This is a genomic window from Pseudomonas sp. 05N36 (assembly GCF_056397385.1).
The window spans coordinates 379,521-392,797 of sequence record NZ_JBFTNH010000002.1 but is presented as its reverse complement, the minus strand read 5'-3'; the positions used below and the strand labels follow the sequence as shown (position 1 = coordinate 392,797).

Genomic DNA, 13,277 nt, shown 5'->3' with positions numbered 1-13,277 from the left:
GTATTGCAAAAAAATGCTGCAATTAACGCTGGATCTCAAGGTCACGATCCAGTTGGTAAGGCAGGTCGAGCAGGTGCAGGGCCGGGCCCTCCAGGGCGCCAAGGTGCACGTCGCCGCTGTCCGCGGCTTCGGCCTGCAGCACCGCCAACAGCTCGATGTTCTGTTCGGCGTGAGCGGCGATCACCACTTCACCAATGGAGCTGCCGTGGGTTGGGGAAAACAGTGCGGTGCCGGGCTCGGGCAGTTCGGTGGCGTCGAGTTGCAGGCGATACAGCCGACGCTTGAGCTTGCCCAGGTACTGCATGCGCGCGACGATTTCCTGGCCGGTGTAGCAACCTTTCTTGAAGCTCACGCCGCCCACTGCTTGCAGATTGAGCATTTGCGGGATGAACAGCTCGCGGGTCTGCGGCATCACCTGGCCGATGCCGGCGCGGATCTGCCCGAGCAGCCACTGGTTCAGATTGCCTTCAGGCAGCAGCGCGGCCAGCGTGTTGCGCAAGGTGTCGGCCTGACTGGCCGCCGCCCAGAGTTCGACACGATCGGATGACACGCGAATGGCAATCAGGCCGCCCGCGCGGGCAACGGCGCCGTCTTCCCGGGGGAGCGCCAGGCCCAGGCCGGACAGGACGGCTTCTGAGTGCTGCAGGCCAAAGCGAATCCAGGCAGCGCTTTCGTCGGTCAGCTTGGATTTGGAGAACACCGCGTACTTTTTCAGGTCCGCCAGTTGTGGCTCCAGCAACTCGCTGGCCATCGCCAACAGGACCCCATCACCTTCCAGCAGGATGCGAAAACTCGACTGCATGCGGCCTTTCTGGGTGCAGCGTGCACCGAGGCTGGCGTGGGAGTCGCTCAGGTAATTGAGGTTGCAGGTCAATTGTCCCTGAAGGAACTTGCTGGCGTCGGAGCCGCGAACGGCGAGCACGCCTTCGTGGGACAAGGTGCAGAAAAAAGCAGAATCAGCCATGGGTCATCGCAGGGTAAAGAGTCTGGAGCACATCATAAGGGGGCGCCCTTGAAATGGGTAGTTCACAAAGGTTCGAACGTGCCCGACCAAAGCCGACTGTTCGACAGGGATTGGGGCTGTATACTTGCGCTCTATTTGAGGAGCGCTCCATGGTCGAAGATGTTGAACTGAACCGCCTCTACTGGCACAGCCGCCGCGGCATGCTCGAGCTTGATGTGTTGCTCGTGCCGTTTGTCAAAGAGGTTTATCCGCACCTCAACGATGTCGATCGCGAGTGCTACCGCAAACTGCTCGAATGCGAAGATCAGGACATGTTCGGCTGGTTCATGGAGCGCGCCGAATCGGAAGATCCTGAGCTGCAGCGCATGGTTCGCATGATTCTGGACCGTGTCCAACCCAAGTGAGAGTGTCCTGTCTCACAGTTACTGTTTCTTTTTGACGGCGTCTGTTGTCGCCATGCCGCGTTGCCGCTCCTCGCCATAGCGGGCTATGACTCGTCGCGGCGCCTTGCCTGGCAACAACAGCCACTCGCCAAAAGAGAAACGTAACTGTGAGAAAGGACACCCAGTTTGAGTGCCGCTGGCATGCCTCACGGCAATTGCTGGCGGCTTATCTTCTCGCCCAGCTGTTCGCGCTGGGTTCGCTGTTGCTGCTCTCTATACCGGTATGGGCCAGTTTGCTCGGCATCGCGCTATGCGTGGCTCACGGTTTTTGGGTGTTGCCGCGACAGATTCTGCTGACGCACCCGAAGGCATTCCGCGGCTTGCGTCGGGACGCCGATGGTTGGCAATTGTGGAATCAGGAGTCGGGCTGGCAATCCATACAGTTACGCCCTGACAGCCTGGCGCTACCGTTGGTCGTCGTGTTGCGTTTTCGTCTGCATGGCGAGCGGCGGGTCCGTGCGATCTGTGTGCCGCGCGATGCGCAGGCGGCGGATGTTCACCGACGCCTGCGGGTGCGGCTCAAGTTCAGTCGGCGTAGGTGGGCGGCACCAGAATAGTGTCCAGTGCTTCTGGCAGCATGTTCGGGTAATCGAGGGTGTAATGCAGGCCGCGACTTTCCTTGCGCTCCATGGCTGAGCGAATCATCAGTTCGGCCACCTGGGCCAGATTGCGCAGTTCGATCAAATCCCGGCTGACCTTGTAGTTGCTATAGAACTCGTCGATCTCGTCCAGTAGCAGGCGCACGCGATGCTGGGCGCGTTGCAGGCGTTTGTTGGTGCGCACGATGCCCACGTAGTCCCACATGAACCGCCGAAGCTCATCCCAGTTGTGCGCAATGATCACGTCTTCGTCGGAGTCGGTGACCTGGCTGGCGTCCCAGGCGGGCAGGGCGCTCGGAATCGCGACTTCAGGCAGTTGTTCAAGAATGTCTGCCGCCGCCGAACGGGCATAGACGAAACATTCCAGCAGCGAGTTGCTGGCCATGCGGTTGGCACCGTGCAGGCCGGTGAAGCTGGTTTCGCCAATCGCATACAGGCCAGGCACATCGGTGCGGCCGTGTTGGTCGACCATGACGCCACCGCAGGTGTAGTGCGCAGCCGGAACCACCGGGATCGGCTGCTTGGTGATGTCGATGGAAAATTCCAGGCAGCGTTCGTACACCGTCGGGAAGTGCGATTTGATGAAAGATGCAGGTTTGTGGCTGATGTCCAGATAGACGCAGTCGATACCCAGGCGCTTCATTTCATGGTCGATTGCCCGGGCGACGATGTCCCGTGGTGCCAGTTCGGCGCGAGGGTCAAAGCGCTGCATGAAGCGTTCGCCGTTTGGCAGCTTCAAATGTGCGCCTTCACCGCGCAGGGCTTCGGTAATCAGGAAGCTTTTGGCTTGTGGGTGGTACAGGCAGGTGGGGTGGAACTGGTTGAACTCCAGATTCGCCACCCGGCAGCCCGAACGCCAAGCCATGGCAATGCCGTCGCCGCAAGCGCCGTCAGGGTTGCTGGTGTAGAGATAGACTTTCGCGGCACCGCCGGAGGCGAGGATCACGAACCGTGCGCCGTAGGTATCGACTTCGCCGGTGCCGCGATTGAGCACATAGGCGCCAAGGCAGCGATCACCTTCCAGGCCCAGGCGTTTTTCGGTGATCAGATCAACGGCGACCCGCTGCTCCAGCAACTCGATGTTCGGCCGTTGCCGTGCTTGATCAAGCAACGTATTGAAAATCGCAGCGCCTGTGGCGTCGGCGGCATGAATAATGCGCCGATGACTGTGGCCGCCCTCGCGGGTCAGGTGAAACTCGAAACCGCCGTCTTCAGTGCCGGACTGTTCATCGCGGGTGAACGGCACGCCCTGATCGATCAACCATTGAATGGCTTCRCGGCTATGCTCGACGGTAAAGCGTACGGCGTCTTCGTGGCACAGGCCGCCGCCAGCGTTGAGGGTGTCTTCGACGTGGGATTCAACGGTATCGGTGTCATCCAGTACGGCTGCGACACCGCCCTGGGCCCAGTAGGTCGAACCGTTGGCGAGGTTGCCTTTGCTCAGTACGGCAATGCGCAAATGATCGGGCAAGGTCAATGCCAGACTCAAACCGGCAGCGCCGCTGCCAATTACCAGAACATCGTGTTGAAACTGTTGGCTCATTTCAGGATTCCGCTCAAAGCGACCCGGGTCGGGGTTGGCGCAAGACACCTGAATCGGCGAGTCGAGACAGCCACACAGCGCACTAGTATATAGAGGGGTGGATCGGCACAATAGTCGGGCCTACGTGGCAATGTGAAACTACTGTGACGGAAAAGACAGGTGGTTGTGTAGGACGATTTACCCGCGAGGTCGACGATAAGGCCGCCTGATCGCCGATGAAGTACTGTTTTTCGCCGCGTGGTCATACATTATCGGTTTCGCACGACTATAAAGGTTGGGAACTTTGCCAAGCGCTCAAACTCAATAGAAGGTTGCCTGAAACAAGGAACAGCGTCGGCTTCACGCAGGATTTGTGTTTTGGTCATTGCGGGTGGATTCGACGAAAAGATTATTCGCGCAGCCGGCCCAGCCCGTGCTGCGTCTTTCGTGTGTGCCAAATCAGAGCGCGCAGGAAACTTGCTTGGAGGGGGAGAACTTTTGCGAAAAGCCCGAGTCTATGTTTGCAAGCCTGATCGATTAGTTATGCAAGCCTCCTCCGAGCTTATCGAGGAGTGTTCATGCTAACCCAGGAAGAGGATCAGCAGCTGGTCGAGCGCGTTCAACGCGGCGACAAGCGCGCTTTCGATCTGCTAGTGCTGAAATACCAGCACAAAATTCTCGGGTTGATCGTGCGTTTCGTGCACGACACCCATGAAGCCCAGGATGTCGCACAGGAAGCCTTTATCAAGGCCTATCGTGCACTTGGAAATTTTCGCGGCGACAGCGCGTTTTATACGTGGCTTTACCGCATCGCCATCAACACGGCGAAAAACTATCTGGTTTCACGCGGCCGTCGGCCGCCGGATAGCGATGTCAGTTCAGAGGATGCAGAGTTCTACGATGGCGATCATGGCCTCAAGGATCTCGAGTCGCCGGAACGTGCATTGCTGCGTGATGAGATCGAAGGCACCGTCCATCGAACCATCCAGCAACTGCCAGAAGATTTACGTACGGCGTTAACTTTACGTGAATTCGATGGTCTGAGTTACGAGGACATTGCGAGCGTCATGCAGTGTCCGGTGGGTACCGTGCGCTCCCGGATTTTCCGCGCTCGGGAAGCCATCGATAAAGCCCTGCAGCCGTTGTTGCAGGAAAGCTGAGACAGCGGCGACAGCCAAGAGAGGAACCGCCATGAGTCGTGAAGCCCTGCAGGAATCGCTGTCCGCAGTGATGGATAACGAAGCGGACGAACTGGAGTTGCGTCGGGTATTAAATGCCTTTGACGATGTTGAAACCCGCGAGACCTGGGCCCGTTACCAAGTCGCTCGTGCAGTCATGCACAAGGACCTGCTGATCCCTCGTCTGGATATTGCTTCGGCCGTTTCTGCTGCCCTGGCTGACGAAGCCGTACCGGTCAAGGCCACTCGTGGTCCGTGGCGTACTGTGGGTCGTCTGGCTGTGGCTGCATCGGTGACCCTTGCTGTTCTGGCGGGCGTGCGTCTGTACAACCAGGATGAGATCGCCGGTGTCGAATTGGCCCAGCACTCCACTCAGCCGGGTCTGGTCGTTCCTCAAGTAAAAGGCCCAGCCGTTTTGGCAGGCTACAATGAGAGTTCGGAAGCCACTGGTCCTATGGCCAACGGCGTATTGCAAGGTCAGCCGGGCTGGCATGATCAGCGTCTGCCAGGCTACTTGCGCCAACATGCTCAACAAGCTGCACTGAAAGGCACTGAAAGTGCTCTGCCTTATGCTCGTGCGGCAAGCCTGGAAAACCGTTAAGGAGGATCATGCGCGCCATCCCTCTACTTACGCTGCTGGTGACTGGCTGGTTTGTTGTTCCAGCCTATGCCGATGAGGCTCAGGACTGGTTGACCCGCCTGAGCCAAGCCGAACAACAGCAAAGTTTCCAAGGCACTTTCGTCTACGAGCGTAACGGTAGTTTTTCTACCCACAACATCTGGCATCGTGTCCAGGATGGCAAAGTCCGCGAGCGTTTACTTCAGCTTGACGGTTCTGCTCAGGAAGTCGTACGCATTGATGGGCATACTCAATGCGTCAGCGGCAGCCTGGTGGCAGGGCTGGGGGATACTCCCGACTCTTCTGCTCGTGCGCTTGATCCACAAAAGCTCAAGAATTGGTATGACCTTGCCGTCATCGGCAAGTCGCGCGTGGCTGGACGCCCGGCGGTCATTGTTTCACTGATGCCGCGTGATCAGCATCGTTATGGTTTTGAATTGCACCTGGACCGCGAAACCGGCTTGCCGTTGAAGTCATTGCTGTTGAATGACAAGGGGCAGTTGCTGGAGCGTTTCCAGTTTACTCGACTGGATACGGCTGACATGCCGACTGAGCGTGATCTGCAAGCCACTTCCGAGTGCAAAGCTGTGACGCTCGACAGCGACAAGGCATTGGCGGTGAAAACCGCTCAGGTATGGCATTCCGACTGGTTGCCTCCTGGCTTCGAGCTCAGCAGCAGTAGTGCACGCCAGGATCCGCAGACCAAGGTCCAGATCAGCAGCTTGATGTATGACGATGGCCTGGCGCGTTTCTCGGTGTTCCTGGAGCCGCTCAATGGCGCGGTGGTTACCGATACACGTACTCAGTTAGGCCCGACCGTTGCGGTTTCGCGACGTCTGACCACGCCTGAAGGCGAGATGATGGTCACTGTAGTCGGCGAAATTCCGATCGGCACCGCTGAGCGCATCGCACTCTCCATGCGTGCCAATACCACTGCGGCCAAGCAGTGAGCTGATCCGGTGATGCTCATCGGACAGGCGGTTGGTTGTGAAAGAGGTCAGCAATTGTCCACTCCACAATTGAGACGTTGAAATGTTTGGTGAGCATTTCTATTTGCAAAATCCCCAAAAGTTTTCTATAGGTCAGAGCCCCACGGCTCTGGCCTTGTTTGTTGTTCCCGGAACAAAAGTACCGGTGTATGTTTCCCGGTATTCCTTGCTCCATATCGCTTAACCATGCTCGTCGTAACGGGAGCCGTATGTCGATACCACGTTTGAAATCCTACCTCTCCATTTTTGCCGCTGTATTAGTACTCGGTCAGGCTGTCAGTGCCCAGGCGGCCGAGTTGCCTGACTTCACGCAGTTGGTCGAGCAAGCCTCGCCTGCGGTAGTGAACATCAGTACCACGCAGAAATTGCCGGACCGTAAGGTCTCCAATCAGGATATTCCGGATCTGGAAGGCTTGCCGCCGGCGCTGCGCGAGTTTCTCGAGCGTGGCATGCCGCCACAGCAGCGTGCGCCTCGTGGTCGTCAGCGTGAAGCGCAATCCCTGGGTTCGGGGTTCATCATCTCGCCTGATGGCTACATTCTGACCAACAACCATGTGATCGCCGATGCTGATGAAATCATCGTGCGTCTTGCCGATCGCAGTGAACTGAAAGCCAAGTTGGTCGGCACTGACCCACGTTCCGATGTGGCGTTGCTGAAGGTCGAGGGCAAAGGCCTGCCGGTGCTCAAATTGGGTAAATCCCAGGATCTGAAAGCCGGGCAGTGGGTTGTTGCCATCGGTTCGCCGTTTGGTTTTGACCACACGGTGACCCAGGGCATCGTCAGCGCCATTGGTCGCAGCCTGCCGAACGAAAACTATGTGCCGTTCATCCAGACCGACGTGCCGATCAACCCGGGTAACTCGGGTGGCCCGTTGTTCAACCTGGCGGGCGAAGTGGTAGGGATCAACTCGCAGATCTACACCCGCTCCGGTGGTTTCATGGGCGTGTCGTTCGCGATCCCGATCGATGTCGCCATGGATGTTTCCAATCAGCTGAAAAGCGGTGGCAAAGTCAGCCGAGGCTGGTTGGGTGTGGTCATTCAGGAAGTGAGCAAGGATCTCGCCGAGTCGTTTGGCCTGGAGAAGCCGGCCGGTGCGCTGGTGGCTCAGATCCAGGATGGCGGTCCGGCTGCCAAGGGTGGTTTGCAGGTCGGTGACGTGATCCTGAGCATGAACGGTCAGCCGATCATCATGTCAGCGGATCTGCCGCATCTGGTGGGTGCGCTCAAGGCGGGTGAGAAAGCCAAGCTTGAAGTGATTCGTGACGGCAAGCGTAAAAATGTCGAGCTGACGGTTGGCGCGATTCCAGAGGAAGGCAAAGAGCTTGATGCCCTTGCCAAGCCCGGTGTCGAGCGCAGCAGCAATCGACTGGGTGTATCCGTGGCCGATTTGAGCGATGAGCAGAAAAAAGCCTTCGACCTCAAGGGTGGCGTGGTGATCAAGGACGTTCAGGAAGGTCCTGCCGCCCTGATCGGCCTGCAACCAGGCGACGTGATTACTCATTTGAACAATCAGGCGATTGGTTCTGCCAAGGAGTTCACGGAAATCGCCCAGGCGCTACCAAAGAACCGCTCGGTATCGATGCGGGTCTTGCGTCAGGGGCGTGCCAGCTTCATTACCTTCAAATTGGTCGAGTAAGCCGGTTAGTCACTGAATAAAAAACGCCTCGAATGAGGCGTTTTTTTATGGGGCAAAGAAACCTCAGCCCATCATGTCCTTGACCAGGCGCTCTTGCTCCATCAGCTCCCGTTGACGCGCATCGATGCGTGACGACAGTGGGAAGTTGGTGCCTGCGCGACGTTTGGCGAAGTCCAGTTGCTGGATCGCCTGGCGGTAGTCGCCGATCAGTGCGAAGTACTCGGCGCGAGCCTGATGCAGGCCAATGATGTTGCCGGACAGGCCGCGAGTCTCGGCCACCATGTACCAGACGTCCGGATCGTTCGGGCGGTTTTTGAGCAGGGCCTCGAGGGCTTTCTCGGCGTCAGCGGGGCGGTTCTGCTTGAGCAGCAAGTCGACCCGCACCTGATTCAGCGGATAGTTGCGCGGGTACTGCACGAGCATCCGGTCGACCCGCGTCTGTGCGTCCGGCAGGCGATTGTTGGCGATGTCCAGATCGACTTGCGCCAGGTTGTAGATGATTTCGTCAGGCGACTTGGCCAGTAACTGCTTGAGGTTCTCGCGGGCGTCGTTGAACAGGCTGCCCTTGATCTGGGCGATGGCCAGGCCATAACGAGCCACATCGCTTTTCGGGTTTTCATCGAGTTGGGCGCGAAAGCGTTTAGCGGCAAGACCTGGACTGTCTTCGTAGAATAGCTGGACGCGTGCGCGAATCAGTTGATACGTCAGGCTGTCTTCCTTGCCGCCCGGTTTGAACTGCTCGGCGCGGTTGCGGGTGTCGGCGATCCGCGATTCGGTGACCGGGTGAGTCAGCAGAAATTCTGGCGGTTTGGCATTGAAACGGTACTGGCGCATCAGACGTTCGAACATGGTCGGCATCGAGCGCGGGTCGTAACCGGCTTTCTCGAGGTTGAGCATACCGATACGGTCGGCCTCCTGCTCCTTCTCCCGGGAGAAGCGTAGTTGCTCTTGAATGGCCGCTGCCTGGGTACTGGCGATGGCGGCGATACCAGCGTCTCCAGCGCCAGCCGCGGCCACGATGATCCCGCCGAGCAGGGCGGCCATCATCGGGATTTGCATCCGTTGCGACGCTTCGACGCCGCGTGCAAAGTGGCGTTGCGACACGTGAGCCAATTCGTGGGCGAGTACCGAAGCGTATTCGCTTTCGGTCTGGGCATTCAGAAACAGGCCGCCGTTGACCCCGACAATCCCGCCGGGTGCGGCGAAGGCGTTGAGTTGCGGGCTGTTGATCAGAATGAACTCCAGGCGCCGGTCATTGACCTGGCTGGTTTCCACCAGTTTATAAACGCTGGTTTCGACGTAATCCTTGAGCAGTGGGTCGTTGAGTTGTGACACCTGGCTGCGCAACATCGCCAGCCATGCGCGGCCCAACTGGTATTCCTGCTGTGGCGATACGATGGCAGAACTGGCATCGCCAAGTGACGGCAGGTCGTCGGCAAAGCCCGGTGAGGCTAGCAGGCAAGCGAGCGTCAGCAGGGTAGGGCGCAGAAAAGTCATGCACGAAGCCTTAGTCGACAAAGACCTTACTGTAGCCGGACACATGCGCTGCGACCAGATATTCTAGATCACTCAAGCACCTATCCGGAGTGACGCAATGACCGACGCTGTAGAGCATGACGCCGAACTGGACGCCAGCGGGTTGAACTGTCCATTACCGTTGCTCAAGGCCAAGCTGGAACTCAACCGTCTGCCCAGCGGCGCGGTACTCAAGGTGATCGCCACCGATGCCGGCTCGCAACGCGACTTTCGCACCTTTGCCCGTTTGGCCGGTCATACGCTGCTTCATGAAGAAGACGAGGCTGGCGTTTATCGCTACTGGCTGAAAAAAGCCTGAGTGATCGGCGTTCATTGTTAAGGAATATCGATGTTCAAAGTGTTACGCGACTGGATTCAGCGCTACTTCTCCGATGAGGAGGCCGTGGTGCTGGCCGTGCTGCTCTTTCTGGCCTTCACTGCGGTCCTGACTCTGGGGGGAATGCTCGCGCCGGTATTGGCGGGGATGGTGCTGGCGTACCTGATGCAAGGCCTGGTCAGCACACTCGAACGCTGGCATTTGCCTGGTGCTGTCGCGGTGGGGCTGGTGTTCGCCTTGTTCATGGGCATGTTGCTGCTATTTCTGGTCGTGGTGCTGCCGTTGCTTTGGCATCAACTGATTACCTTGTTCAACGAACTGCCAGGCATGCTCGCCAAATGGCAGTCATTGCTGCTGTTGCTGCCCAAGCGCTATCCGCATCTGGTGTCCGATCAACAGGTGCTGCAAGCCATCGAAGTGGCACGCGGCGAGATTGGCAAGTTCGGTCAGTGGGCGTTGACGTTCTCGCTGTCCAGCTTGCCGCTGCTGGTGAACATCATGATCTATCTGGTGCTGGTGCCGATTCTGGTGTTTTTCTTCCTCAAGGACCGGGCGATGATCAGCCAGTGGGTCCGCGGGTATCTGCCGCGTGAGCGTGCGCTGATCACCCGTGTTGCCGAAGAAATGAACCGGCAGATCGCCAATTACATCCGCGGCAAGGTCATGGAAATGGTCATTTGCGGCGGGGCGACCTACATCGGCTTCGTTACCCTGGGGCTCAACTATGCCGCGCTGCTGGCGCTGTTGGTCGGCGTTTCAGTGGTGGTGCCGTATGTCGGGGCGGTGGTGGTGACCGTGCCGGTGCTGCTGATAGCGTTGTTCCAGTGGGGCTGGAGCGATCAGTTCATCTACTTGATGGCGGTCTACGGGATCATTCAGGTGCTGGACGGTAATGTGCTGGTGCCACTGCTGTTTTCGGGCGCGGTCAATCTGCACCCGGTGGCGATCATTTGCGCAGTGCTGTTGTTCGGCGGGCTGTGGGGGTTCTGGGGCGTGTTCTTCGCGATTCCGCTGGCCACCCTGTTCAAGGCCGTGCTGGATGCCTGGCCGCGCAAGGAGCCGATTGTTGCGCCGCTGCTCTAGCGATCGATTTTAGATGTGCATTGGCGGACCGGCCTAATCGCGAGCAGGCTCGCTCCCACAGGATTTGCACAAACTCTGTGGGAGCGAGCCTGCTCGCGATGAGGTCCGGACAGACGCCGAAATAATCAGGCCTTGTTCAGCGTTTGGGCCGCAGCCAATACCGCATCAACATGCCCTGGCACTTTCACACCACGCCACTCCTGACGCAGTACACCATTCTTGTCGATCAGAAAGGTGCTGCGATCAACCCCCATGTATTCCTTGCCATAGAGCTTTTTCAGCTTGATCACGTCGAACAGCTGACAGATGGCTTCGTCCTTGTCGCTGATCAGCTCGAACGGGAACTCCTGTTTGCACTTGAAGTTCTCGTGGGATTTCAGGCTGTCACGCGACACGCCGAACACTTCGGTGTTGGCCGCGGTGAACTGCGCATACTGGTCGCGAAAGCCCTGACCTTCGGTGGTGCAACCCGGCGTGCTGTCCTTGGGATAGAAGTAGATCACCACTTGCTTGCCCTTGAGGGCCGCGAGGCTGACGGTCTGCCCGCTGGTGGCAGGCGCTTCGAAATCGGCGACAGGTTGGTCGATAGCAACGGCCATGGGAGCTTCCTTACATTGGGTTCTGTGGGCGCCACGGTTCGATCAGCGCGTCCAGGTTCAGCGCGTCGGCGAAATCCAGGAACTGATCGCGCAGCCAGCTGATCTGCACGCCCGCCGGTAGCGTTACGGTAAACGTGGCGTTGAGCATGGTGCCGCCGGTTTGCGGCGCCTGATACGTGTCGCAGGTCAGGTTTTCCAGCTCGACGTTGTGGTCCATGAAGAACTGGCACAGCTCGTTGATGATGTCCGAGCGGTAAGCCGAGCTGACATAGGCAACATACGGCAGGGCCTGCGGGCGGTTTTCCAGCGCCGCGCTGCGCACCACGTTGACCGTGAAAGCGTGCTTTTTGGCGAGGCTCGACAGGCTGCCTTCAAGGCGCGCCAGCGCGTCCCAGCTACCGGAAATCTCGAGGACCAACGCACTGCACTCGCCATGACGGGTCAGGCGAGAGGTGACCACGGCACAGCGGTTTTCATGGCTGGCGCGGCACAGGACGTTAGTCAGCTCCATGGGGTTGGCGCCGAGGGCACTGATGACAAGGAATTGTTCGCGAACTGTGGGGGTGGACATGCAGCATTCCTAAAGCGATGAGCGGTCGGTACTTATCAAGGGCCGATTCGTCGGGGTGGGCGTCCGGATGCGAAATCAAAAAGCCCGAGCCAGATGGTTGCGACGAGCTCCAGTGAGGCGAGATCGGGTAGGCGGCAACGCAGGATCAGGGCTTGTGAGGCCGAAAGTGGAGGCTGGAACCCGGCGTACGAGCCTGTCGGTACTGATCAAAGTCTGAAGGGTAGCGAAAACCGGCGCTCAGGGGAATGGCGCGAGCGCAGTACTTCGCTTGTACAAGCATCTTGGCGCCAGTACCATTACCGTTCTCTTTTTCCGGCAGGAGCGGTTGCATGATTGCGGGCAGTATGGTGGCACTGGTCACACCCATGGATGCACAGGGTCGTCTTGACTGGGACAGCCTGAGCAAACTGGTGGACTTTCACCTGCAAAACGGCACCCACGCCATTGTGGCGGTCGGCACCACAGGTGAGTCTGCGACCCTTGACGTGAACGAACACATCGAAGTGATTCGTCGCGTGGTCAAGCAGGTCAACGGTCGTATCCCGGTGATCGCCGGTACGGGCGCCAATTCGACACGCGAAGCGATCGAACTGACCACCAATGCGAAGACCGCCGGCGCCGATGCGTGCCTGCTGGTAACGCCGTACTACAACAAGCCGACGCAAGAAGGCCTGTACCTGCACTTCAAGACCATCGCCGAAGCTGTCGACATCCCGCAGATCCTCTACAACGTGCCGGGTCGTACCGCGTGCGACATGCAGGCCGAGACGGTCATCCGCCTGTCGACCGTGAAGAACATCATCGGCATCAAGGAAGCCACGGGCGATCTTTCGCGCGCCAAGGCCATCCTGGATGGTGTCAGCAAGGACTTCCTGGTGCTTTCCGGTGACGACGCCACCGCAGTCGAGCTGATCCTGCTGGGCGGCAAGGGCAATATCTCGGTGACCGCCAACGTTGCGCCGCGTGACATGAGCGATCTGTGCATCGCCGCCCTGAATGGCGACGCCGTGAAAGCCCGGGCAATCCACGAAAAGCTGATGCCGCTCAATAAAACCCTGTTTATCGAATCCAACCCTATTCCCGTGAAATGGGCGCTGCATGAAATGGGCTTGATGCCGGACGGTATCCGTCTGCCGCTCACCTGGCTCAGCGAAGCCTGTCACGAACCGCTGCGACAGGCCATGCGCCAGTCCGGCGTATTGGTTTAATTGAGGAAGTACA

14 protein-coding genes are annotated in these 13,277 nt (G+C 58.6%); 9 read left to right on the top strand and 5 right to left on the bottom strand.

All coding sequences use genetic code 11. The features are described 5' to 3' along the window. Positions 1 to 22 precede the first annotated feature (22 nt). Complete coding sequence (gene ygfZ / locus AC1DIH_RS04835) at positions 23 to 964, bottom strand: CAF17-like 4Fe-4S cluster assembly/insertion protein YgfZ (protein WP_477770799.1); 942 nt, start codon at positions 962 to 964, stop codon at positions 23 to 25. A gap of 149 nt (positions 965 to 1,113) precedes the next feature. Between ygfZ and AC1DIH_RS04830 the strand changes: the two genes are divergently transcribed. Beyond that, the gene (locus AC1DIH_RS04830; RefSeq protein ID WP_019692540.1) at positions 1,114 to 1,368 is read left to right on the top strand and encodes an FAD assembly factor SdhE; all 255 of its coding nucleotides are present in this window, start codon (positions 1,114 to 1,116) and stop codon (positions 1,366 to 1,368) included. A 146-nt stretch (positions 1,369 to 1,514) separates the two neighbouring features. Beyond that, positions 1,515 to 1,964: a protein YgfX gene (locus AC1DIH_RS04825; protein ID WP_477770798.1), complete on the top strand. Its 450-nt coding sequence runs from the start codon at positions 1,515 to 1,517 to the stop codon at positions 1,962 to 1,964. Here the strand turns inward: AC1DIH_RS04825 and nadB are convergent. Continuing rightward, positions 1,933 to 3,549 carry an L-aspartate oxidase gene (gene nadB, locus AC1DIH_RS04820; protein WP_477770797.1) on the bottom strand — a complete coding sequence of 539 codons (1,617 nt, stop codon included), beginning with the start codon at positions 3,547 to 3,549 and terminating at the stop codon, positions 1,933 to 1,935. The two genes, AC1DIH_RS04825 and nadB, sit on opposite strands and share 32 nt — an antisense overlap. 557 nt (positions 3,550 to 4,106) lie before the next feature. On the opposite strand from nadB, the gene rpoE reads away from it, so the two are divergent. The 4 genes from rpoE (at position 4,107) to AC1DIH_RS04800 (ending at position 7,951) form a co-directional block, all read left to right on the top strand. Continuing rightward, entirely contained in the window at positions 4,107 to 4,688 is a 582-nt protein-coding gene (gene rpoE / locus AC1DIH_RS04815) for an RNA polymerase sigma factor RpoE/AlgU (protein ID WP_019692537.1), read from the top strand. 31 nt (positions 4,689 to 4,719) lie between these two features. Next, positions 4,720 to 5,307 carry a sigma-E factor negative regulatory protein gene (locus AC1DIH_RS04810; RefSeq protein ID WP_477770796.1) on the top strand — a complete coding sequence of 196 codons (588 nt, stop codon included), beginning with the start codon at positions 4,720 to 4,722 and terminating at the stop codon, positions 5,305 to 5,307. An 8-nt stretch (positions 5,308 to 5,315) separates the two neighbouring features. Beyond that, entirely contained in the window at positions 5,316 to 6,275 is a 960-nt protein-coding gene (locus AC1DIH_RS04805) for a MucB/RseB C-terminal domain-containing protein (RefSeq protein WP_477770795.1), read from the top strand. 248 nt (positions 6,276 to 6,523) lie between these two features. Further along, on the top strand, positions 6,524 to 7,951 hold the full coding sequence (locus AC1DIH_RS04800) for a DegQ family serine endoprotease (protein WP_477770794.1): 1,428 nt from the start codon (positions 6,524 to 6,526) through the stop codon (positions 7,949 to 7,951). 63 nt (positions 7,952 to 8,014) lie between these two features. On the opposite strand, the gene AC1DIH_RS04795 is transcribed toward AC1DIH_RS04800, so the two are convergent. Then, on the bottom strand, positions 8,015 to 9,448 hold the full coding sequence (locus tag AC1DIH_RS04795) for a M48 family metalloprotease (protein ID WP_477770793.1): 1,434 nt from the start codon (positions 9,446 to 9,448) through the stop codon (positions 8,015 to 8,017). A gap of 97 nt (positions 9,449 to 9,545) precedes the next feature. Here AC1DIH_RS04795 and AC1DIH_RS04790 point away from each other — a divergent pair, with 97 nt between their 5' ends. Both AC1DIH_RS04790 and AC1DIH_RS04785 read left to right on the top strand, forming a co-directional pair. Further along, positions 9,546 to 9,785, top strand: coding sequence for a sulfurtransferase TusA family protein (locus tag AC1DIH_RS04790; RefSeq protein ID WP_054596111.1), 240 nt, complete (start codon positions 9,546 to 9,548; stop codon positions 9,783 to 9,785). Positions 9,786 to 9,815: 30 nt separating this feature from the next. Continuing rightward, entirely contained in the window at positions 9,816 to 10,886 is a 1,071-nt protein-coding gene (locus AC1DIH_RS04785; RefSeq protein ID WP_477770792.1) for an AI-2E family transporter, read from the top strand. Between the two features lie 125 nt (positions 10,887 to 11,011). Here the strand turns inward: AC1DIH_RS04785 and AC1DIH_RS04780 are convergent, their stop codons facing one another. Together AC1DIH_RS04780 and AC1DIH_RS04775 are read right to left on the bottom strand one after the other, a co-directional pair. Beyond that, positions 11,012 to 11,485: a peroxiredoxin gene (locus tag AC1DIH_RS04780; protein WP_401117735.1), complete on the bottom strand. Its 474-nt coding sequence runs from the start codon at positions 11,483 to 11,485 to the stop codon at positions 11,012 to 11,014. 10 nt (positions 11,486 to 11,495) lie between these two features. Continuing rightward, positions 11,496 to 12,056, bottom strand: coding sequence for a glycine cleavage system transcriptional repressor (locus AC1DIH_RS04775; protein ID WP_019692529.1), 561 nt, complete (start codon positions 12,054 to 12,056; stop codon positions 11,496 to 11,498). Positions 12,057 to 12,385: 329 nt separating this feature from the next. Between AC1DIH_RS04775 and dapA the strand changes: the two genes are divergently transcribed. Next, positions 12,386 to 13,264 (top strand): 4-hydroxy-tetrahydrodipicolinate synthase, encoded by an 879-nt coding sequence (gene dapA / locus AC1DIH_RS04770; RefSeq protein ID WP_427536706.1) that lies wholly within the window; start codon positions 12,386 to 12,388, stop codon positions 13,262 to 13,264. Positions 13,265 to 13,277 lie beyond the last annotated feature (13 nt).